Raw genomic sequence first — 23441 nt, forward strand, 5'->3', positions numbered from 1 at the left:
ATTTTATATTTAATTTCAGCTTATGTAGAATCTTTAATATTTCAATTTGTAATAGGTAATAATATTTGGAAAATTTCATCTTTCATAAGAAGACTGCTTGTGGTCGTCTTACTATCATTTTTTAGTTTTTTATTTTTGCTTCAACTGATAATACAGATTCTTTAATATGTAATTTTAATTTAACATCTTCACGTAGTATCAGCGGGATTGAAGTAAGAGACCGCTTAGATGAAAAGGAGAATGGTAGGTATGAATAATGTACATGATTATATAATAAAAAGTTATACTGTAAACTTCGAAGAAAAAAAGATAACTTTTGAAGTAAGCAATGATATAAAGGAAAAACAAGTAGTATTTCATAATATTTTTACTTATAAATTTTATGATGAAATGCCATATAGTGTGATTTTAGATTTAGAGGAAAGATCACTTGATGATTTTTTCTCAGAAAATGAAGGGTTATTACAGGAAGGAGAAAAAAAGGCGTGGCTCATAATGTATGATTCCTTCGAAGAACTGGAAAATGAAATCAGAAATACAAATGTAGCTTATCAAGTTTTATATTCTTCATATGGAATGAATGGATGGGTTTTAGCAGAGCGAGTAGAGATTATCAATGTTATGTAACTGTTTAATAACAGGTCTGACACTAAAAATAGAACAGGATTTAAGTGGTAAAAACCAGAAATCTTATATTGGCAAGGATTCTGGTTTTATACTATATTGCTAAGTATTCAAATTTGTATTAGATACGTTAATAAGAGTAGAAAAGTATGACATCAATCAACGGAGGTTTGCGCTTGTTGGTGTTGTGGTATAAGGTGCTTAGATTATTTCTAGTTGATTCGAAATGATAGCAGACGTTTGAAGGTATTTTATTTATTTCTAATTGTTGATATAATTTTTTTGAGGTGATTTAATGGAAGTCGGTACGCTGTTAATTTCTTTAATGACTCTAGGAGTTGCGATATACAACGCTTTGTATTCGGTATATGATAAGAAAAAGCATAGAGGTATTCAAACAAGCTATTCTGAAAATAGAAAACAATTTGAACAACTTATACAGATTGTATCTGATGTTGTGACAATGATTAGGTTGTACCCACGTTCAAATAGTAAGTATGAACAAATTGAGTATGAAGCAAAGTTATTATCTAAAAAGCCGCTTTTCTATTCAAATTTAAATTACAAAAATAAACATGCTGATGCACTAAGAAAACAGTTCAACACAATGATAACAATATTGCTAGATGGAACTATGGTGGATGCGGAAATTGGTTTAAGAGAATTGATGGAAACTAATCCTGACGGGTTTCATGCATTAACAAAACAAGATTCATATATTTTAATCCTATATAAGATTTTAGATGATTACACTGAGGAATACAGAAAGATGAATGAAAAGTTAGTTTGAGTTAAAGAAGCATCTTTTATGTATAGTACCCATGTTAATAAGAATTATTGAATATGAGATTATGTATATTGGCATGGTAGCTCTTGTCAGTGGTTATTTAAATGGAAGTGTCTGTTAGATAATACTTTATATAAGCTAGAAACACTTTTATATTAGTGTTTCTAGCTTTTTCTATTTGCTGAAAAAAACATTTTGATGTACTGGACGAAGAGAATAAGCTAATTCAAGTCAAAATGAAGCAACAGAAAACGAAAAATAGAAGTGCATTTTTAATGGAAAGAAGCATTGACGATTATATTGTTATAATTGATTGACATGTGAAAAAACGCATCTTTTTGATTGATAAAATCAATCCTATTGGAAAAAACTGCTCTAATCAAATCTTTCATAATGAAATTACTGTACTTAAAAAATAAGTTGCAGATTTTTTAGCAATACAAAAATCTATTCTAGAGAAATAGAGGAAATGTTGCATCATATAACATTATAAAAGAAGCCAACAGTCACAATGTTTTCCTAAAGTCACTGTTGACTTCTCTTATTTGGCATGTGCTTTTGTTAGTATACGGAAACTCACAAAATAGCAATTAAAATCATTTCGAGCATTTGACCTTTTCTTTTTTCATTAATTGGTTCAGTTGTGTTTCTAATCGGTCAATACAGGTTGAGAAATCATCCATAAATGAACCAAAAATTTGAGATATGGAGTAGTAATCTCTGGCAATTTTTTTCTTGTCTAGTGGTAGTTTTCGGTTTGCAAAGTGTTTATTGACTATTTCTAATATTTCTGTCCATGATTCAAGCTGTTCGAGGGTGTCTTTCATCGCATACATGTCTTGGTAGGACACTTGTTTGATTGGTTGCTTGTTATTTGTTGTTAAAGCAGTTGCTTTATTCTCTATCATAATTTGTTAATCCTTTCTATAATTGTTTGTATATCAATAATATCTGTATTGCAGATAAATGTCAATATCTTTATTACAGATATTTATAATGGAGTTGGGTGATGAAGATGAAATATGTAAACATTAGATCGATAAGAGAAGATAATGATATAACACAACAAGAAATGGCAAAATTGTTGAATGTGTCACAAAATACTTATTCTCAATATGAAACTGGAAAAATAGAGTGGACAGCTAGTACTCTAATTAAAATAGCCGATTATTTTGATGTGAGTATTGATTATCTGCTTGATAGAACGAAGAATAAAAGCGTGTATAAAAAATAAATTTTCTCTTATAAGCAAAACAGCGGCTCTGGATGACTGTCTTCCTTTTCTTTATTAAACAGGACAAATGGATAAAAATCGTAACACTAGTTTGATAAAATCTATGCACGAAATAAAATGAGCAACGACTTGTTGTGTATGATATACTGGTCATTGAGAAGAGAACAGGATTAAATTTACTATATTGGAGAGAACTGTATATGGCGACAACTATTGAAGTAAACAAACAAAGTGTAAAGCAGTTGCTTGAATCTGGAAAAAAACAAAGATTTGTTATCCCAGAGTATCAAAGATCCTACGCTTGGACAGATGAACAAATTCAAGTACTATTTGACGATTTGGTAGAATTCACAGAAGAAAATTTGGACTATGGGAAAGATGGTACTGGACACACTAAAAGTAAGTATGAAAGTACATACTTTTTAGGAACGATCGTATCTTATGAAAATGATCGAAATGAACAAGAAATCATTGACGGCCAACAACGAATCACGTCGCTGTTTCTTTTGTTACGTGCGCTTTATACTAAATTGAAAAGTATGGCTGAAACACCAGAAGTTAACAATTTTAAGACACAGATTGAAGCTTGCCTTTGGGAGCAGGATGAACTGACTGCAAAAGTGAATTATGAAGAAATATTGATTACTTCAAAAGTAATGGGCGATGCAGGAAATGAGGTTTTTTCATCCATTTTGATGACGGGAAAAACAGAAAAACAGGCAAAAGACAACTATTCGTTAAACTATGAGTTGTTTTTAGAGCTGATTGAAAAGTATGCTACAGCACAGCCTGAGCTGCTGTTTCGATTTATGCATAATACATTAAATAAAGCCATTTTATTACCTATTACGGCGGATTCCCAAGACACAGCCTTAACCATTTTTTCAACCTTAAATGATCGTGGGCTGGCACTTTCGGATGCAGATATTTTTAAAGCAAAAATCTATAATCATCTAGATCAAAACGGTAAAGAAGAATTTATTGAATTTTGGCAGCAGTTAGATGAAGAAGCCAGCCATGCAAACGAGAGCATTCAAAAATTGTTCTATTATTATATGTTTTATCTAAGAGCACTTGATAATGACCGGAACACAACAACGCCGGGAATTCGAAAATACTATTCAAAAAATAATTTCGAGCGTTTATATAAAGAAGATGTCATGAAGAACCTGAACACGATTTTAAATTTATGGCTTGTCATCAATAATCGAATCGAGCTTGAAGATGAAGACTGGTCTAAAAATATCGAGATTAATCAGGTACTAGATGGGTTGACCTCATATCCAAATGAATTTTGGAAATATCCTGTTGTGATTTATTATTTGCGTTATCATGACAAGGAAAATTTTGAATTCGCGTTTTTACAATTTTTGAAACGTTTATTTGCTGTTCTTTCGGCACGCTATATTATTACGCCAACAATTAATGCAGTGAAACGAAGTATTCTAAATTTAAATGCTGAAATTATCCAATCAGCAACCCCTAAATTTGACTTTAATGAAATCGATGAAAAGGAATTGAAGGATAAAATCAAAACGGCTCATCGCAATACTGTCCGAATGATGTTGAAAATACTTGCCTATCAACACCAAAAGACGCTGCTTCCGGAAAAATGGGAAATTGAGCATATTTTACCTCAAAAATGGCAGTCAAGTTATTTTCCGCCAAATTCCGATACAGAAGTCAAAGAGCTTGTGGAACACTTGGGCAATAAAATTCCCTTTGAAAAAAAATTAAATGTGATTGCAAGTAATGGCTACTTTATGAAAAAGAAGGAGAGCTACCAGAAATCGGATGTTCAAATTGTCCTTGATCTTTCAACAGAACATATAGACTGGGGCTTAGACGAAATTCGTGAACGAGACATTCGAATTTCTGATGAGTTATTTGAGTTGTTAAATGATTGGGGCTTGAATCAAGTCGATGAGTGTGAAACGCAGGTTCAGCTAATGGAGCTTCCGGTTGAGCGGTTAGCAGATTATCAGCAATTTATTCAACTATTTAAGCGAGAAGATAACAACGAAACACGTCAAATGTTTTTAGAAATTTAGTCTGACAAGATTGTCTGAAAAATCAATTTATTTTCTAGTGAGGACTATTTAATAAATTGATTTTTTTCGCAGTTAGCAGAAACAGCCATGGCAATCTGTCCCACTTTTTTAATAGAAAAATGGTACAATAAATAAGGTGAAAAGAAAAGTAGGAGCGTGTAATCATGGGAGTAGAATTAAATCAGCGTTTATTTAGTGCAGCGGATAGTCTTCGCAGTAAAATGGATGCCTCAGAATATAAAAATTATTTGTTAGGCCTAATCTTTTACAAATATCTATCAGATAACTTACTGGATAAGCTTGTTGATTTGTCTGGTGAAGCGAGGACAGAATACGATACAATCGAAAAACAAACCGCTCTTTATAGGGAACTGTTATCAGATGAGGAGACAAAAGACGATTTAATTGCAACGTTAGTAGACACTTTAGGCTATGATATAGAGCCAGACTATTTATTCAACATTTTAGCTAAGCAAGCCAAACAGAACACTTTCCAATTAAAGGATTTGCGAGATGGCTTCCTTCAGTTATCAACGAAGTACGATCAATTTAATGGGTTATTTGATGATGTAGATTTAGAATCCAAAAAATTAGGTTCAGATGATCAGCAGCGAAATATTACGATCACCGAAGTCTTAAAAAAGCTGAATGATATTGATGTTCTTGGCCATGAAGGGGATGTTATTGGAGATGCCTATGAATTCCTAATCGGTGAATTTGCCTCAGAAGCAGGCAAAAAAGCAGGTGAATTCTATACTCCGCATATGGTTTCTGATATGATGGCGCAAATTGTGGCGCTGGGACAGGAAGAGAAAAATTTATTTAGCGTATTTGACCCGACCATGGGCTCAGGCTCGTTAATGTTAAATGTACGCCACTATTTAAACAACCCAGAAACAGTTAAATATCATGGACAAGAGTTGAATACCACCACCTATAATTTAGCAAAAATGAACTTAATTTTACATGGTGTGGATAAAGAAGATATGCGTTTGCGTAATGGTGATACACTAAATAAAGATTGGCCATCAGATGAGCCCTATACCTTTGATTCTGTGGTGATGAATCCACCTTATTCAGCCAAATGGTCAGCAGATGATACTTTTTTAGACGATTCTCGTTTTAACCGTTATGGCAAATTAGCACCAAAATCAAAAGCAGATTTTGCATTTCTGTTACACGGCTACTATCATTTGAAAGACACCGGGACGATGGCGATTGTTTTGCCTCATGGTGTCTTATTCCGTGGTGCAGCGGAAGGCGTTATTCGTAAAAAGTTGCTAGAAGATGGTAGTATTTATGCAGTCATTGGCATGCCGGCGAATCTTTTCTTTGGCACATCGATTCCAACAACCGTGATTGTTTTGAAAAAAAATCGAAAAACTAGAGATGTGTTGTTTATTGATGCTAGTAACAATTTCATCAATGGAAAAAATCAAAACAAACTCTCAAAAGAAAATATAGACTGCATTATCGCTGCGTATAAAGAGCGTAAAACAATCAAGAAATATGCGTATTTAGCAAGCTTTGAAGATATTGAAAATAGCGAGTATAACTTAAATATTCCAAAATATGTGAATACGCTTGAAGAGGAAGAGCCTGTTGACATGGTAAGCGTGGGACAGGAAATGAAAAAAATTCGCGAAGAAAAACAACAGCTTGAAACAAGCCTATTTGAAATAATTTCCTCTTTACAAGTGAAACCAGAAGACCAAGACTGGCTCAAAGGTGCGTTAGAGGTGTTTAAACATGAAGAATAAAAAACAACCGGAGATTCGCCTTCAGGGATTTGAGGGAGATTGGGATCAGCTAGAATTGGGAGAAATTTCAGATAAGGTAACTGAAAAGAATAAAAATAATGAATTTACTGAAACGTTTACTAATTCTGCGAAATTTGGAATTATGAGTCAAAGGGATTATTTTGATAAGGATATATCTAATGAAAAAAATTTAAATGGATATTATGTTGTTAGAGAAGATGATTTTGTATACAATCCAAGAATCTCAAACTTTGCACCTGTTGGACCAATAAATCGGAATAAATTAGGAAGAACAGGAGTGATGTCACCACTTTACTATGTTTTTAGAATTCATAGTATTGATAAAATTTATTTGGAATATTTTTTTTATACTACTGCATGGCATAATTTTATGAAATTGAATGGCGATTCTGGTGCAAGATCAGATCGTTTTGCTATTAAAGACTCGGTTTTTAAATCAATGCCTATTCCTTATCCTAGTAAATTAGAGCAACAGAAAATCGGATCTTTCTTCAAACAATTAGACGATGCAATTACTCTTCATCAGCAAAAACTTATGAATCTCAAACAAACCAAACAAGGCTTTTTACAAAAAATGTTTCCAAAAGAGGGCGAAAAAGTACCAGAAATTCGCTTTCCAGGATTTACTGAAGCTTGGGAACCGTGTGAATTAGGAAAAATTGTTAAAATTACTATGGGACAATCACCAAACGGTAAAAACTATACTCAAAATTCAGATGATTATGTTCTTGTTCAAGGTAATGCGGACATGAAAAATGGTCGAGTTGTTCCACGAGTTTGGACAACTCAAGTGACAAAACAAGCGGAAAAAGGTGATTTGATTCTGAGTGTGCGAGCTCCTGTTGGAGATATTGGAAAAACTGATTATGATGTGGTTTTAGGTCGTGGAGTAGCTGGAATAAAAGGAAATGAATTCATTTTTCAATTACTTGTGAAGATGAAACAAAATGGATACTGGAGTAAATTAAGTACAGGATCGACATTTGAAAGTATTAACTCGAATGACATTAAGGAAGCAAGCATTTTAGCTCCAAAGGAAAAGGAACAAAAAAAAATTGGAGACTTTTTCAGGTCTCTCGACGAAACTATCACCCTTCATCAACGTGAATTAGACTTACTACAAGAAACTAAAAAAGCTTTTCTTCAAAAAATGTTTATCTAGGAGGTGACAAGTTGGCTAACATCAATCATCGTGAAGAAGCTGAAATCGAAAGCCATTTGATTAAAGTCTTAGGTGAGGGATATAATCAATGGACGTATCGCCCTGAATTAAAATCAGAAGCGGATCTTTGGCAGAATCTTCGAGATAAAATCACACAGAATAATCTTGCTGAAATCGGGGAACATCCGTTAACAGATAAGGAATTCGATGCAATCAAAACAGCATTATTACAAAAAACAAAAACGCCATTTGAGGCTGCTAAATGGTTGAAAGGCGAAAATGGTATTGCACGACTCACCATTGATCGTGAAGAGATTTCCCTTGGCTCTATGTCTCTCATCCTCTACTCAAATCAAGATGTTGGAGGCGGTATTTCAACGTATGAAGTGGTGCATCAAATTGCCAAGCAGCGTAGTAGTGCAGAAGAAAGAGACCGTCGATTCGATGTCACCTTGTTAATTTGCGGCTTGCCAATTGTTCAAATTGAATTAAAACAGGTTACGGCGAAAGATGGCGTTTATCAAGCGTTTCATCAAATTAAAAAATACGCAGAAGAAGGCGTGTTTCGCCAGAACATTTTTTCAACGCTCCAATTATTTGTCGTCTCCAATGAACAGACAACGCGTTATTTTGCCAATGCCCTGCCGAAAGAGCTGCACCGTAAATTTCTGTTCAGTTGGCGTACGAAGGACAATAAAAAAGTAGAGAATCTCTATGAGTTTTGTAAACAAGTTTTAAATATTCCAGATGCCCATCGCCTGATTGCCAACTATACGATTGTTAGTGAAGATCAAGATGATAAAACCTTGATGGTGTTACATCCGTACCAAATTCATGCAATTGAATCGCTCTTTGTAGCAGCCAACAAGCATCAATCTGGGTATGTTTGGCATGCGACAGGTTCAGGGAAAACCTTAACAAGCTTTGTTTCTACTAAATTACTAGCTCGAAAATCAGGCATTGATCGTACGATTATGCTCGTCGACAGAAAGGATTTGGATAGTCAAACAACAAGTGAATTCACGAAGTTTGCGTCTGAATTTAACACAGGGATATCCTCTGGAGAGGCGAAAGCCAATAGTTTGATTGTTGGAACAGATAATCATAAGGATTTAAGTAATACCTTGCTTGCAGATGCAAACTCGAATGTCATCATTGTTACAACGCGTCAAAAATTAGATGCTGCTTTGAAGTATGCGAAGAAGCAGGAAGCCAAAAAAGGAACAAACCGTTTTGAAAAACTCATGGGCCAACACATTGTTTTTATTGTAGATGAATGCCACCGAGCATTAAGTGCGGAAAATATGGAAAAAATTAAAGAATTTTTCCCTAATTCTACTTGGTTTGGCTTTACTGGAACCCCTATTTTTGAAGTGAATAAAAAGCAAGTAAAAGGGCAACTTGCACGAACAACCTACGATCAATACGGAGAAAACCTACACACATACACAATTAAAAATGCACTAGAAGACGGGTCGGTATTAGGCTTTCAAGTGGAGCATGAGAATACGATTGAACCAGTGTCGCTGGACAATCAAATTTATCGACAATTACAAGCCGTGGAAAAATATGCAGACTATAGTTCTGAACAAATCAATCAACTAATCGATCAAATGGATGGACTAACAAAAGAACAGTATATTGAAAATACGACCTATGAAGACGATGCCCATATTGATAAAGTGATCCGGAAAATATTTCGCCCGGATAATGCCTATACGAAGTTTGATTTTAAGGGTGGTCGTCCAAGTAAGTCCGCTATTTTAACCACAAGCTCAATTGAAATGGCCAAACGTTATTACAAAGCTATAAAAAAATTGACCCAAGACACAAATTGGCTGAAAACAGAATTTCCAAATCACCCAATTCGTGAAGGTCGAACCATGGAAGATCCTGATTTTCCTCGAATTGCCATTACGTATTCATTAGATGAAAACGATGATAATGCAAAGCAAAAACAAGATGAGATGAAAGAGATGATTCAAGAGTATAATCGTTATTACCGCACAGCATGGTCAATTTCGGATATTGAACGCTATAATGGTGATATTAATAATCGATTAGCCCGTAAAAAAGCAGAATTCAAACAATTTGGCCATCAGATTGATTTGGTCATTGTGGTTGACCGCTTATTGACTGGGTTTGATGCACCGACGATTCAAACGTTGTTTGTTGATCGTCATTTAGAATATGCTGGATTAATTCAAGCCTTTTCTCGGACCAATCGCACCTATCCAGAGAAATCCAAAGGGTTGGTTGTGACATTCCGTAAACCTTATACAATGGAACAAAATGTTAAAGCAGCGACGAAACTATATTCTGAAGCAAAAGAAGAATCAGGCTTGATTTATCCAACCTATAAAGAATCAAAAAAACGGTTCAAAAAAGCCTATCAACACATGGAAGAATTTACCCGTCTACATGGTGAGATAGATGAACATGACACAATCGAAACACGAATAGAGTATGTTCAAGCATTTCAAGCGTTAAATCATGCGTATGATGCATTGGTTACTTATGATGAGTATAACAATGATATGGAGAAATCATCCGTATTGCCAAACCAAGTGAGCCTTCTTGAAGAACAAATTGGGCTTTACCAAACGATAAAGGGTTCTTTGATGGAAACTGAACCCAATGAAAAAGGAATAGATGATAAAGCTGATTTTTCAGGGATTGCGTTTTATAGTGATAATGCGATTAAGTTGTATGATATTGACTCTACGTATATCGATCAGCTGTTGGGAACATATGCAGCGAATAATCCAGATATACGAGAAGAAATTGAAAAAGCCTTACAAAAGTTAAATAAAACAGAGCCTGTAAAAGAAGTCTATCGTGGGATTTTGAATGGGATTGATACTGGAGAAGTGAATCAAGAGGAAGACATTTTTGCCATTAAACGTGCGTTCTTTACGAAAGTTAGAGATCAAGCTATTGCCAACTTCTCGAAAGAATGGTTTGTTTCTGAAGCTGAACTCCATTCATCAGCGATTCAATATGTTTTTGGAGAAGAACCAATCCCTAATATGCGTGGAATTATTGAAAGTAAAGAATATGATGCATACAAAGTAATTCATCCAGAAGTCAAACCGTTTCAATACCCGCAAGCCATGAAACGTGCATGGCGATTTATGTTAGATGAACAAATTGTACCGCTGGATGATGAGTTGAGGTAGGTGGAAAATAAGATGGAAGAGTTGGGTATAGAGGAAACCATTCCAAAAAAAGAACATAAAATTGTTGTGGTTGGCAATGGTTTGGATATAAATTTAGGGCTAAAGACTTCCTATCAACATTTTATTGACTATATCAAAGATCGACATCATTTCTCAGAGGATTTAGAACTTTATGAGTATAATCGGTTATTTTTGAGAAAGTATGAAGATTTTAATTTGAATTGGTCTGATTTTGAAAGCTTGTATGAAGAAACGGTCAGGAAGGTAAATAATCGTGCACAGCATGAAGACTTACAGGATTCTTTTGAAATTACGGGGATCAATGACGCAATTACAGCACTGGAAAAAGACTTCTATGACTATGTTTCTGATGAATATCAAAAATGGCTGCAACAAAATACTGTACCGCAATATGGTTCAGAATTTAAAAAGTTTTCCAAAAAAGTTAATCCTTTTATTCAAAAACTAATGAAAGATGAGGATGCCTTTTTCATTAATTTTAACTACACAGATACCTTAGAGGATTTGTGTGAAGATATTATTTACGATGGCAGTGAAGACAAAATACAGCAGTCAACGAAGCAAGTCAGACAGGCAAAAGAGAGAATTGCACACATTCATGGAAGTATTGAAGATGAAAATATTCTTTTTGGCGGTGGCTTTGCAGATAGAGAAGATACAAGAAGAATTCATTATTCCAAATCACTATTGAATGATAAATTATTTAGAATTAAAGAAAATGATAAGCTAAATACAACGCGTAAAAATATTATGGATGAATTAGAAAAAAAGAAAGAAAACTTTGATCTTTATATTATTGGACATTCATTACAAGGAAGCGATTTTCCCTTCTTGAGTAAAATGTTACTTGACGCAAAAAGAGTGTTTATTTTTTATTATGAAGCAGATTATTCGACGAAAATGGAAGAACTGATTAGGGAATTAGGTTCTTCTATTGTTGAAAAAATTGTTTTGGTTCCGTTTTTAGAAATTTTATTAGAAAATCAATTAGTTATTGATAGTTATGTTGCTTATGAGACAATCGAACCTTTTTTAAAGAATAAATTTCCTAAGCAAGAAATACTAGAAGATTTGTCCTTAACAGCACGTCATTTTATATTTAAACATATTACGGAGTTAACTATTACATCTGAAAATGTAGAGACTGTCCTTAACTTGATAGAAAAACTTCAAGAAAACAGAATCCCTATTCGGATTAAAAAAGTGTGTTTTTCAGGTACATTAAAGGAAGAGTATCTAAATAGGATAAAAAATTCTAAAGCATTTATGAATTTACTGTCCTTTATTGAGAAAGCATATTTCAAAAATACTGGTATTGATATAGAATTTTTAGAGAATCTGTTCCAAGATGCGGATAATATGACTTATATGAGCATAGATCATTGTACATTGTTGAATAATGGGCTGACAGAGTTAGATATTTCAGTATGTGAGTCATTAGTAAGATTGGAGATTATTGATTCTACGTTTAATCCTGAAAACAAAAATGAAAACTTTATTTTTAACTCTGCCAAATTAGTGAATAATATTGAAAAGCTTGTGATTGAAAAAAATACGAATATTTTTATAGAAAATTCTATTTTGGAAAATGCTAAAAATCTACTTGAAGTTTCCATTGTTTTTTCAGATACAGATACTTATAATATCGAAGCTCATTTAGAAAATGTAGAAATTTTACGAATTGACTGTTCTACGACAAATTTTCCAACAGTCACTGTTGGAAATCATATTAAGGAAATTACGATTACGGGTTATCCAGATGATCGTTTACAGTTTTCTTCATTAATGAAAAGCGACGAAAACTCACTAGGATTTCCTCAGTTCCAATTGTTGCAACTCAATAGCCCAGATAACATTCGATCATTTGCCGAATTAGAAATTGATGTTCTATTGGATGTATTTTCGACAAATATAAAGCTGATTATTGATGAAGAAAGCATTTCAATTATGGAGTATTATAAAAAGTATAAAAGTGTTGCGGTTGATCCATTTTTAATCACAACGAAAGAAATTATGGAAAAAACTTTTACCAGCATTCTTAAGCCGGAAGAAACGTTGTCCCAAGAAATCGTTACTGACTTTGAAGAATGGTATGATGAACTATCAACGAAGTTAAATCATGCTCAAGAGGGTAAAGAACCCATTTTAACACTGATTCGAGAGAAATTGAGTCATTCAAAATCTCCAAATAAAGAGATTCAAAAGACGACTAATGAAGATGCACCTAAAAGTGATTTTGATTCATTAGAAAATAATGAACAACCTATTGACTATACAAAAACAGAAAAACTACTATTTGACTATGCAGAAGCTAAAATTAATTCTGAAGCGTTTACGATTTTCTTGCGAGACGAAAATAAGAGTCAGGTGGTCATCGATATTTACAAACAAATTCTTGATTTAATTGAACATCAGGAATTGACAGAAGCTGAAATTTTCCAACTAAAAGAGCAGCAATTTAAACGTATAAGAGCAGAAATATTTAATCAATTTTCTGAAAAATGGTTTGTTTCAAATGAAGATTTAATGCTTTCAGCAGTACAATATAAAAAGGGAATGGAGCCTATACCTGCCATTGGTTCTATTATTGATAGTCGAGATTTTAATAAGTATAAAAAAATACATCCTGATGCGAAGAAATTTAAGTATCCACAACAAATGAAACAAGCTTGGCAGAAAGTATTAGAGGAACAAATAGTACCGTTAAATGAAGAGCTTACCTATTTGATGTAGGTATCTTATTGTTATTATTAGTGGGAAGAATACTTTTTTTGTTTCAGATTTAAAAGAACTTTTTTAAAATTATACTATAAAATTATGTATAATTAGATAGCTTGTCTTTAAATTATTTCTAGTCTATAAAAATGAACAGATGAAAACAAGTCCTTAATTGAAGTTTAAAAACTAAAACAGGGCTTGTTTTCTTTTTGATAGAGATGTTCATAAAAAGTGCGTATATTTATACTTTCCCTCTCTGCATCATCCTCGCTACAATCTCCTCACTATCCTTCAAAACCCCCTCAAAATCCCCAGAAAAAACCTGATACAGCTGCTGACAAGCATAATACCGCATCCGCATATCCTTCTTATTCCTCGTAACTTTCCCATCAAAAAACTCATCCAAATAAACCAACGACTTCTGCCAAGACCGAAGCTTGATCAACTCACTCCGCACATCCAAAATATCCTGATAAGGGACCGCCTTCAAATTTTGTTCTTTACTCATCACTACACATCCATTCCTATTTTTTTGAAAAACAAACAGGAAAATAAAAAACGATCAGACCTATCTGTGCCTCATCGTGTGCAATAGTTCGTCAAAGAACGCATGAAATCGCCAGAAAAATGAAAGAATCCGCTAATACCCCTAGTCAAATCAATCAAAATTAAGTACAATAAAACATGCGAGTACTTAGGTACGCGCTATCGGCAACTCGGATAAGCAGTCGTTGCTGTTTATTCGGGGCCTTGCAACGTGATGCCAGTCAGGTTGTAAGGTGCCGTTTTTTATTTTTCTATTTTTAACTTCGTACATTGTTACTTTAGAAAAAATCAACCATAGAATAGAAACAAAAAAGGCATTGGCGCAATGTCCAATACCTGAATAAGTCAATAGTACCTTGAAGAAACCTAGCAGTCTTTTCAAGTTGCCGCTCAAAAATAGACACAACAAAAAAGCTAGTGTTTCATTTACTATTGGCATACTTGTGCGGACAGTCGTTGCTGTTTTCAAGACCATTTCCGTTCGGTGCCAGCCAAACAAAAAGGTGCCAAAGATTAAATTGTCATAAAGTTGAGTGATGTTCTGAATCAGGACTTACTCAGCTTTTTCATTTCCATTCTATACACTAAGTATAAATAAATCGACAGAGAGAATCAAGACGAACAGAGAAAAAAAACAACCGAAAATTCGGTTTTGTTATAGGATACAATTAATCTTTAAATAATCCTGAAGCTTGAAAAACTAGGTTAGTGTGAAATAATAGGAATCATTTCCTTAAAGTTCACTCAAAATCTAGTATAATAGTAGTTAACTACGAATCAAAGGATGTGCTTGCTATGTCATTAAATATAGATAAATCAAAATTAACAATCATGGGTGTACAATTTAATTCCCAAAAAGACTTTAAAAGCGTCTGGTACGTTTTGAGCACAAATATGATAGAAGGCTGGGAGCCTGAAAAGCACGATGTAGAAGAGATGAAACAATACATTATCAGAAAAAAAGAGCAACTTCATGGAGGTTAGAATCGCTTAAATCATGGCGCTTCTGCCTTTTTGTTTTGATATCAAACAAAAAAGATATTGCTATATAAAGGAAAAATCGTCCACATTCCTCTTACTATTCTATCAATTAATCCAAAACAAATGGTACGATTTAAGTTTTTTTAACAAAACTAAACGGAATTTATTTTTTATATTGTCTGAAAATAAAGACAAAATGGTGTTATAATCAACTTGAGGTTGATAATGGATTGAATAAATAGTAGTTTACTGTAGCAATAGATATTGAGAAGTAGAGCAAGTCACTTTCAAGTAATTTAAACCGAAAGAAGAGACGAAGATATTTTTATTGTTACCAATCAGGTGTCTGATTATTCTAAATCAAATGGTTGCTTAATTAATATGTTTTTAGGAGGTTTTTAAGTGATGAAGAAAATAATGCCAGCCAATTATTTGACAGTAGAAAATTTTGAGCGTTATAGACGAATTATGGGGCGTTTTTATCAACGTCATCGGCAAATGCAAGGCTCCTTATATCGACCAGAAGTGATAGAAATGATGCAGCAGGACTATTCAGAAGATTATGGCGAATTAGAAGTTGATCAGGATTTGGAAAATTTAGTTTCGTGGGGAAATTTAGAGAAGCAGCAAGAGATGATCCAACCTCGATCTATTGAAGAGTGGCGTAACAAAAATTTCCGTTATCAAATCACTGAAGCGGGTGTACTAGTGGAAGAAATGGTCTATCAAATAACACATTCTAAGCAAGTTTCAAAAGGGGCGCTAGATGAAGGGGACTTCCGTAGATTATTACAATTACTAACGGATTTAATTAATCATGCTGGAGATCCAGTAGAATTATGGTTGGACATTCGTGCCGAGTTTGGGCAGATTCGTAAAAAAACAGCAAATTACATCCGCTATATTACAAGTCCGGAAGTGGATAGTCGAATGAAAACAGAAGCTTTTCTCATTTATAAAGATAATTTCATGAACTATTTACGGGAGTTTATTGTTAGTGTGCAAAATCTTTATTTTCGGTTTCAAGAAGTGATTCAAAAATTTTCAACGATTAACCAGCAGGAGTTAATTGCAGGTTTATATTTAAAAGAACAAGAAGTTCCTATTTTTGATGGCATTACTGAATCTGAGGTAGCTGATCAGGTAGTTGGGGAAATGAATGCACTTCATGATTGGTTTATAGGTGGTGGGCAACGACCTAGTGAATATGATAACTTGATGGAGCAAACCAATCAAATGATCGCCAAGATCACAAACTTGATTTATTATTTTGGACAGGAAATTAGACAATATCAAAGTCGGAAAAAGGATTATCTCCATCTAGCAAGTTGGTTTTCCAAAGTAGAGGAGTTGTCAGAAGCACAGAAAATGTATGCTGGAATTTTTGGTTTAGAGCATTCTCGTCATTTTTATGTGACTGAAGGTACCGATGCAACAAGCAATCGGGAAAATAGTTGGACATTAACGCCAGGAACTCTTTTTCTTAATAAAAGAGGACATGGAGCGCGTCAGGAACGGAAGGCTTCCAGTTTCAAAATGAATGTGACCGCTCAGTTTGAAGCACAAGAGCAGTATCGTCAGAAGGTTTTAGCGCAGCGTGAACGGATTGATAGCTATTTCAAGGAGGGCTTACTTGATTTTTCAACGCTTGATCGATTAGATGCTGGAGCTCGTCAGATGTTTTTAAAATGGATCAGTAGTGCAATTTCAATGCAAGTACCTAATCATCAGCAGATAGAAAAAATAGTACAGCAGACAATCGTGACTGAATTAGACTTTGAAGTTACGATTAATATCGATTTAAGTCAAAGTATTGAAGTAGCATGTGTTGATGGTCAGCTAACTATGCCTTATGTCGTGATGGAAAGGGTGGTAGGATGAAACCAGAAGAGTTTGGACTGGCAGTAAAATTGTTAGTTGAAAATTTTTGGATTATTCGAGAAGATCAACCTGAAAACTACAACTTTTTACGTCGTCATCAGCAGTATATTCAACGAGAATTTCGGCAACGTTTTGGGTTAAATGTTACGATACGTCCTCAATATATACAGGTGCTAAAACGTCCATTTCAATTAGAAGCATGGATGGGCAATCATGAATTCATCATGCCTATGGATTTTTCTTTATTTTGTTGTGGTATGGCTTATGTAGAGGAACTGGAAACAGATGCGCCTTTTATGATGCATGAGCTTGTACAGGGAATTCAACTCATGATTCCTGAAGCCTTGATGATAGATTGGACAAATTATAATCATCGTAAAAGTTTAGTGCGAGCTGTAAAAAAAATGGAGCAATTACGGTTAATTAAGAGAATTGAAGGAGAAGTGTCAGATTTTGAGCAAAGGGAAGACAATACAGAGATTTTATTTATGACGACACCAATGGCTCGTGCTTTCCTAGCAAGAGCACCACAGTCTTATACACAGTATGAGTCCTTTAATGAATTTAAAGCAGACTTAGAGGATAGTCGCCGCAGTCTCGAACGGAATCAAGTGATTTATCAACGATTGTTAATGACACCTCAAATTAAGCGAACGGCCCAAAATGAGGACATTTTTGCTTTAATGAGAAATTATTACCGCTATACGCAGGAATATGTTGAGAGTAATACGCCTTTTCATTTTGAACTGTATCGAGATTATGCAGCTTTTACATTGGAACAGCGAGATAATTGGCAGGAATTGTTCCCTAGTCGACAAGTAGTGGATGAGGTTTTAATACAATTAGCCACGATATTACGGCAAGAGGAATTCATTCCAACAGCTTACGGTGAAATCTACCTAACTGAGGAACAATGGAGTGGGCTTTTGAAGGAGCTGCAAGAAAATTATTGCAGCTTTTGGTCAAAGGAGTTCAAAGAGAAGTCTTTAAGTCAGCTATCTGACACTCTATTTCATCGAGGCATTTCATGGGGGATGTTTGAGTGCATAGAGGATAAGATAATTATCCAACCGGCTTTCGGTCGTTTGGTGGCGGAAATGAGGAAAGAAAATGACGAATAGATGGGTAATGAATCGAGTTGGCTTGTTAAATTTTTGGTATTATACAAAAGAAACGTTTGAATTAGCAGAAGGTCGAATGCTTCTTAGAGGGACAAATGGATCGGGAAAGTCATTGACGATGCAAAGCTTATTTCCAGTGCTATTTGATGGAGACACCAGTGCCTATCGCTTGGATTCCTTTGGTTCCAGAGATCGAAAAATGGAAGATTATTTGTTAGGTGAAAAAGGTGTGTCTCAACGAGATGAAGGGATAGGCTATCTATTTTTAGAAGTAAAACGGGAAGCTCGAGAGGAATATTTGACCGTTGGAATTGGGATGCATGCGAATCGAGGCGGAACGCTCAAAAAATGGTTTTTTGCTATTGAAAATAATCAGCGAGTAGGCAAAGATTTTGAGCTTTATGAAGAACTTCATCGAGAGGAATTGACCCCTTTAACCAAAGCGAAATTAAAGAATCGTTTAGCAGGAAAAGGGCGTATTTTTGATACACAAAGAGAGTATAGATCATTTGTCAATCAGCGGATTTTTGGGTTCGATCACTTAGATCAGTTTGACGAATTGATTACATTGCTATTACAGCTGCGTTCTCCAAAGCTATCTAAGGATTTTCGTCCATCTGTGATTTATGGCATTTTGCGTAATTCCTTACCGAAAATGAAAGAAGACGAATTATTGACATTGTCGAAAACGATTGAACAACTCGATCTTCATCGAGAACGTTTGAAGGATTTAACTCGTGAAATGAAAGAATTGAATTCTTTTGCTAAAAATTATCACAATTGGCATGATGAGTTAGTCTCTCAAATTGCTGGAAAGTGGTACCAGCTTTTTTATGATATGAAACAATTAGAGAAACAAGTTGCTGAACTTAAACAACAATTGGAAAATCATAACATAGATTTATTGGAAAACAGGAAGAATTTTGAGAGAAATGAGCAGGAAGTAGAGGCCCTGACAGCCACTATCTCACAATTAAGTCAGCACGAAGGAATGAATTTAGTCCATCAGGGGTTAGAACTCAACAAGTGACTTACTCAAACATCAAAGGATTTAGCTGATACAAAAGAGCAATTAGTGAAAAAGCAGCAGATAGTGAAAGAGCAACAAATGGAATTGGAAAATCGAAAATATTTACAGGAGGAGCTTTGCAATGATTTAGAAGAACTCATTCAAGATAACCAGCAATATCTTTCTTATTTGCGTTTCGAGGAGTTAGATAGTTCCTATTCAGAAAAGTTACGTACAACTATTACAACCTTTGAACGAAAATATTGGTTAGAACAAGTTCGTCAAAAACAAAGTCATTTCCGTGAACTATTGCAGATGTTATCGAAATTGGTACATTTGGAGAATCAGAAGGTGGATCTGGAACGCTTGGTTGGGAATGTGCAGCAAGAACTGGATGAGTTGCAACGAGATCTTCGGCATTGGCAACAAACACGACTCGCTGAGCTAGAAAAGTGGAAATTAGCGATTGATGCCTGGTTGACTAGGTCTTCCTTTCAATTATCAAAGAATCAATACCATAAGTTGCTTTATTGCATTGATAATCTGTTGGAAACAGAAGAACGTGAGGAAGTTGTTCTATCTCCTTTGACAGTTTCTTATCAGGAGACCTTGAAAAAGGAGCAATTAGCATTAGTACCTTTGGAGGCTCGTTTAGAAGAAAATCAAACTAAAATTGCGGATATTCAACTGGAAATTGAAGAATGGCAGGGACAGAAAGCGCCTAAACCATATCAGCATGAAGGGAGGAAAAGCAATCGAAAGAGCTGGAGTGATAAAGCTAAGTATGTTTTGTTTTATGAAGGAGTAGACTTTCAAGCAAATGTGACAGAAGAAGAACGAAATCGCATCGAAGGAGCTTTATTCACGTCTGGTATTTTGGATAGTGTCATTAGTGAGGAAATGTTGCAATTGGCAGATGATTGGATGATTAAATCCAACCCGCAGTTAATGTCTTCTACTTTAGCGAGCGTTTTAACTGTAAATTCAGATTTGCCTCTTGAGTTGCAGAGTCAGGTTGCAAATGTGCTAGATAGTATCTTTTACAATGAGATGAACCCAATGATAGACTTACCAATAATACATCAAGATGGCCGTTTTCAGATTGCCAACCTTAGTGGTGAAATGCCTGTTGATTATCAGGCTTCCTTTATAGGTGTTGCCAGTCAGGAACGCTATCGTCAGGAGCAAATCAAGAGACTGAAAACAGACATTCTGCAATTAGAAGAAGCAAATCAGGAGCTTTCTACTCAAATTAGAGAACAAAAGCAGAAGCTTCAATCAATTGAAGAAGCTTATCAAGAGCGTCCAAGAGGAACAGAAGTGTATCAAACATATATGGAAACAAAAATTTTGGCGCTAGCATTAACAGCTAAGGAAAAGGAATTAACAATTAAAAATGCTGAATTAAGTACCTTGCAGCAGCAACTTTTAATGATAAAGACGCACATAACGGAGAAAGCAGCTGGAGATCAACTAAATCAAAAAGAGGAAACGTATGAAGAGGCGTTACAATATGCACTAAACTATGAACAGAACCTTCATGAGGCGTTCAGTAAATCATCAGAACTCGATCGGCAACAGGAAATGCTAGAGACCATTGCTTCCCATGTTAGTAACTATCAAGAAGAAGAGCTTAGTTTGTTGGATAAAGTGAGTGTGTTAATAGGTGAAATAACTAAATTGGAACGACTGCTTAAAGAGAATGAAGCACAGCAGCAAATCATTAATGTTGCAGAACCCACTGCTAAATTGATGGCAGCAACAGAGGAACAACGGCAGTGCCAACAAGAAATCAAACAGTTGAATCAAGAACAAATTAAGTTAGAAAAGGCCAGAACAAAAATTACAGGAGATATAGAGCATGAGGACCTTCAATTGGTTCTATTAATCAAGTTAGAAAGTAATTGGCGAGCGTTATTTGAAAAAGAGCTGCAAAGATTCAACCTACCAAGCACTGATTTGTTAATGATTGCTAAGGAGCAGGGGAAAGAGTTAAATGTTAAAGAATTGAAAAGGCTAGAAGATCGTTTTTCTAATCAGTTTGGTTTTATCGCAGATCAATTACAGAGTTATCGACCTGAATTGGTGAATGTTAGTGGTGTGGATTTGTCAGCGGAAGAAGAACAAGGGCTGGGTGAATTTGCTTCCTTTAATCATAACAAGGAACCAAGATTTTTAGAAGATGGACAATTGACTACAACTAGTGAGTTATTGGAGCGATTGAAAGATCAGCGTTTAACATTACAAGAGTTATTGAAGAAGGATGATGAGCAACTCTTCAAAAAGGTTATTTTGGAATCTGTGGGGAAAGTCCTTCGGATCCGTATTCAGCAAGCCCAGCAATGGGTAGCGCAAATGAACGAGTTGCTACAAGAACAAAAAAACTCTTCAGGATTGTCTTTAAGTATTAGCTGGAAAGGAGTCTCTGCTAATTCTGAGCATGATCTTAGTACCAATCAACTTGTTCGCCTATTAGAAAAACCAACGGAACTCTTGTCAGACGATGATCGAGAGGTAGTTTCTCGCCATTTTCAGGAAAAAGTTCGTTTAGCTCAAGAACAATTACACAATGAACCAGATGATCGAAGTACTTTATTCCAAGCAATTGCAAGTGTGTTAGATTATCGAGATTGGTTTGAATTTGAGCTGAAATATAAGCGGGCAAATGAAGGCTATCAGCCTCAACCATTAACGGATCGTCGTTTTAATCAATTCTCTGGAGGAGAAAAAGCGATAGCAATGTATTTACCGTTATTTGCTGCAACTTATTCTCGTTATGAAGATGCCGGAGAGCAATGTCCGCGAGTCATTACATTGGATGAAGCTTTTGCTGGAATTGATGATCAAAATATTGCAGAGCTGTTTAAAGCCTGTGAGCAGCTTAATTTTAACTATGTGATGAATTCACAGGCACTTTTTGGGGATTACCCTACTGTTTCTAAATTAGCGATTTATGAATTGTTACGACCACAGAATGTCAATTTTGTTACAACAATCCGCTATTATTGGGATGGGCAAAAGAAGCATTTGCTAACAGGAGGTGAGGAACTTGTCTGATCCTAAAGAATACTTTAAACAGCCTGTTTTTCATGTGTTAGGTAAGGAATTATGGCGTCGGTACTGGTTGAATGGAGCATTTGGAAATAGTGTTGGCTTGTCTCTTTTTAGCAAAGTTGACACGGATCCATTGCGATCTTTTCTTGGCATGACAGTCCTTTCTTGGGATCAAAAGAAACGAATTCGGATTGTAGATTTAGAGCAAGCTTTTGTAGAAAGTATCTTAGAATGGACATTATCAGATTTTGTTGTTTTTATTATGAAGAAACCATTAGCTTTAAAAGCAACGTTCGAACAGTCAGAAGCACTTGCTTTTGAACATTTTAAAGCGGCTGTAAAAGCTATTGATGCTAGCTTTACCTCATTACTAACAGAGCGTCAACTGAAAGAGTGGTGGAAGAAGAAACTGCCGAATTTGCTTATCTTTAATCAAGTATCAAACGCTATAAAAAGCTTGCCTAAAAATGATTTTTTACGCTTGCCAGTATTTGCTTATAAAGTTACAGGGTTGCCACATGCATTTGATGAAAATAATGATGGCGGAGTGTTATTTTTACAAATGCTGACAGCAATGTCAACTCAACTGCCAGAGAATCAAATTGAGCTGGAAAAAGCGGAGCAACGTCATGGTTTACTAAATGAATTTTACTTATTGAAGGATGACATTATGAACTATGCAGCTATCCGAGGATTGACTGCACAAGATGCAAAAAATAAAGAAAATCAAATGTGGCGACAGGCTTGTATTGAAGGAATTAGTTGGAATGTTCCTTTAAAAGAAATTTTACGAATGACGACGATTTATCCTTATATTGGGGAGAAGGTTTTGGTAGTAGAGAACTCTGGTATTTACTCGATTTTAGTGGAATTACTACCAGAGGTGCCAATTCTTTGCTCTAGTGGTCAATTCACCTTTGCTATTTGGCAGCTATTGCGTAAATTAGCAGCTACTGGAACTGTTATCTATTATAGCGGTGATATTGATCCTGAAGGTTTAGGAATGGCTCAAAAATTGAAAAACACTTTTGGTTCTCAATTAAAATTTTTAGGAATGAACCAACAAAATTTTACATTAGCAAAATCTGACTTGACTCTGAGTAACAGCCGGTTAAAGAAACTAGATAGTCTTAAGGAACATCAATTAACAATGTTAGGAAAGTTGATTCATGAAGAACAAAAAGTTGCCTATCAAGAGGGCTTCTTACAAGAATTGATAAAAGAAATTATTTGTGAATTTAAGGATGTGGCATAGTGGTGGCTAGGGTCAAGGATATAAAATATTTTAATCA

At 34.9% G+C, this 23441-nt stretch carries 16 protein-coding genes; 14 read left to right on the forward strand and 2 right to left on the reverse strand.

The features are described from left to right. Window positions 1-249: 249 nt before the first annotated feature. Together A5819_RS12570 and A5819_RS12575 are read left to right on the forward strand one after the other, a co-directional pair. Window positions 250-627 carry a hypothetical protein gene (locus tag A5819_RS12570; RefSeq protein ID WP_139843547.1) on the forward strand — a complete coding sequence of 126 codons (378 nt, stop codon included), beginning with the start codon at window positions 250-252 and terminating at the stop codon, window positions 625-627. A gap of 292 nt (window positions 628-919) precedes the next feature. Further along, the gene (locus tag A5819_RS12575; protein WP_086353060.1) at window positions 920-1414 is read left to right on the forward strand and encodes a hypothetical protein; all 495 of its coding nucleotides are present in this window, start codon (window positions 920-922) and stop codon (window positions 1412-1414) included. A 593-nt stretch (window positions 1415-2007) separates the two neighbouring features. Here A5819_RS12575 and A5819_RS12580 read toward each other — a convergent pair. Further along, window positions 2008-2319, reverse strand: a complete 312-nt coding sequence (locus A5819_RS12580; protein ID WP_086353061.1) for a hypothetical protein — start codon at window positions 2317-2319, stop codon at window positions 2008-2010. Window positions 2320-2426: 107 nt separating this feature from the next. Between A5819_RS12580 and A5819_RS12585 the strand changes: the two genes are divergently transcribed. From A5819_RS12585 to A5819_RS12610, 6 genes are all read left to right on the forward strand, one after another. Next, the gene (locus A5819_RS12585; RefSeq protein WP_025868579.1) at window positions 2427-2645 is read left to right on the forward strand and encodes a helix-turn-helix domain-containing protein; all 219 of its coding nucleotides are present in this window, start codon (window positions 2427-2429) and stop codon (window positions 2643-2645) included. 200 nt (window positions 2646-2845) lie between these two features. Further along, window positions 2846-4696, forward strand: a complete 1851-nt coding sequence (locus A5819_RS12590; RefSeq protein ID WP_086279115.1) for a DUF262 domain-containing protein — start codon at window positions 2846-2848, stop codon at window positions 4694-4696. A gap of 164 nt (window positions 4697-4860) precedes the next feature. Beyond that, complete coding sequence (locus tag A5819_RS12595; protein ID WP_086279116.1) at window positions 4861-6456, forward strand: type I restriction-modification system subunit M; 1596 nt, start codon at window positions 4861-4863, stop codon at window positions 6454-6456. Then, the gene (locus A5819_RS12600) at window positions 6446-7639 is read left to right on the forward strand and encodes a restriction endonuclease subunit S (protein WP_086279117.1); all 1194 of its coding nucleotides are present in this window, start codon (window positions 6446-6448) and stop codon (window positions 7637-7639) included. Before A5819_RS12595 ends, A5819_RS12600 begins: the two co-directional genes overlap by 11 nt. Window positions 7640-7650: 11 nt before the next feature. Continuing rightward, a complete protein-coding gene (locus tag A5819_RS12605) occupies window positions 7651-10818 on the forward strand; it encodes a type I restriction endonuclease subunit R (protein ID WP_086279118.1) in 3168 nt (1055 codons plus the stop codon). Between the two features lie 12 nt (window positions 10819-10830). Beyond that, on the forward strand, window positions 10831-13572 hold the full coding sequence (locus A5819_RS12610) for an AbiH family protein (RefSeq protein WP_086279119.1): 2742 nt from the start codon (window positions 10831-10833) through the stop codon (window positions 13570-13572). Between the two features lie 226 nt (window positions 13573-13798). On the opposite strand, the gene A5819_RS12615 is transcribed toward A5819_RS12610, so the two are convergent. After that, window positions 13799-14065, reverse strand: coding sequence for a hypothetical protein (locus A5819_RS12615; RefSeq protein ID WP_086279120.1), 267 nt, complete (start codon window positions 14063-14065; stop codon window positions 13799-13801). Between the two features lie 833 nt (window positions 14066-14898). Here A5819_RS12615 and A5819_RS12620 point away from each other — a divergent pair. The 6 genes from A5819_RS12620 to A5819_RS12640 all read left to right on the forward strand — a co-directional run bounded on the left by A5819_RS12620 (window position 14899) and on the right by A5819_RS12640 (window position 23404). After that, window positions 14899-15087 carry a hypothetical protein gene (locus A5819_RS12620; protein ID WP_086279121.1) on the forward strand — a complete coding sequence of 63 codons (189 nt, stop codon included), beginning with the start codon at window positions 14899-14901 and terminating at the stop codon, window positions 15085-15087. Window positions 15088-15489: 402 nt separating this feature from the next. Then, window positions 15490-16965 carry a TIGR02677 family protein gene (locus tag A5819_RS12625; protein ID WP_086279689.1) on the forward strand — a complete coding sequence of 492 codons (1476 nt, stop codon included), beginning with the start codon at window positions 15490-15492 and terminating at the stop codon, window positions 16963-16965. Continuing rightward, on the forward strand, window positions 16962-18086 hold the full coding sequence (locus A5819_RS12630) for a TIGR02678 family protein (protein ID WP_086279122.1): 1125 nt from the start codon (window positions 16962-16964) through the stop codon (window positions 18084-18086). Before A5819_RS12625 ends, A5819_RS12630 begins: the two co-directional genes overlap by 4 nt. Next, window positions 18076-19116 (forward strand): hypothetical protein, encoded by a 1041-nt coding sequence (locus A5819_RS19870; protein WP_254907269.1) that lies wholly within the window; start codon window positions 18076-18078, stop codon window positions 19114-19116. The genes A5819_RS12630 and A5819_RS19870 overlap by 11 nt, the downstream gene beginning before the upstream one ends. Before the next feature lie 45 nt (window positions 19117-19161). Beyond that, window positions 19162-22152, forward strand: a complete 2991-nt coding sequence (locus A5819_RS12635) for an SbcC/MukB-like Walker B domain-containing protein (protein ID WP_254907270.1) — start codon at window positions 19162-19164, stop codon at window positions 22150-22152. Continuing rightward, a complete protein-coding gene (locus A5819_RS12640; RefSeq protein ID WP_162288312.1) occupies window positions 22145-23404 on the forward strand; it encodes a DUF2399 domain-containing protein in 1260 nt (419 codons plus the stop codon). Before A5819_RS12635 ends, A5819_RS12640 begins: the two co-directional genes overlap by 8 nt. The last annotated feature ends 37 nt before the right edge of the window (window positions 23405-23441 follow it).

It is taken from the genome of Enterococcus sp. 7E2_DIV0204, assembly GCF_002140855.1.
Lineage (GTDB): Bacteria > Bacillota > Bacilli > Lactobacillales > Enterococcaceae > Enterococcus_L > Enterococcus_L lemimoniae.

Bases quoted from the DNA above. Each gene is read 5' to 3' on its own strand.
- A5819_RS12570 (WP_139843547.1), top strand. From the start codon at position 250: ATGAATAATGTACATGATTATATAATAAAAAGTTATACTGTAAACTTC.
- A5819_RS12575 (WP_086353060.1), top strand. From the start codon at position 920: ATGGAAGTCGGTACGCTGTTAATTTCTTTAATGACTCTAGGAGTTGCG.
- A5819_RS12580 (WP_086353061.1), bottom strand. From the start codon at position 2,319: ATGATAGAGAATAAAGCAACTGCTTTAACAACAAATAACAAGCAACCA.
- A5819_RS12585 (WP_025868579.1), top strand. From the start codon at position 2,427: ATGAAATATGTAAACATTAGATCGATAAGAGAAGATAATGATATAACA.
- A5819_RS12590 (WP_086279115.1), top strand. From the start codon at position 2,846: ATGGCGACAACTATTGAAGTAAACAAACAAAGTGTAAAGCAGTTGCTT.
- A5819_RS12595 (WP_086279116.1), top strand. From the start codon at position 4,861: ATGGGAGTAGAATTAAATCAGCGTTTATTTAGTGCAGCGGATAGTCTT.
- A5819_RS12600 (WP_086279117.1), top strand. From the start codon at position 6,446: ATGAAGAATAAAAAACAACCGGAGATTCGCCTTCAGGGATTTGAGGGA.
- A5819_RS12610 (WP_086279119.1), top strand. From the start codon at position 10,831: ATGGAAGAGTTGGGTATAGAGGAAACCATTCCAAAAAAAGAACATAAA.
- A5819_RS12615 (WP_086279120.1), bottom strand. From the start codon at position 14,065: ATGAGTAAAGAACAAAATTTGAAGGCGGTCCCTTATCAGGATATTTTG.
- A5819_RS12620 (WP_086279121.1), top strand. From the start codon at position 14,899: ATGTCATTAAATATAGATAAATCAAAATTAACAATCATGGGTGTACAA.
- A5819_RS12625 (WP_086279689.1), top strand. From the start codon at position 15,490: ATGAAGAAAATAATGCCAGCCAATTATTTGACAGTAGAAAATTTTGAG.
- A5819_RS12630 (WP_086279122.1), top strand. From the start codon at position 16,962: ATGAAACCAGAAGAGTTTGGACTGGCAGTAAAATTGTTAGTTGAAAAT.
- A5819_RS19870 (WP_254907269.1), top strand. From the start codon at position 18,076: ATGACGAATAGATGGGTAATGAATCGAGTTGGCTTGTTAAATTTTTGG.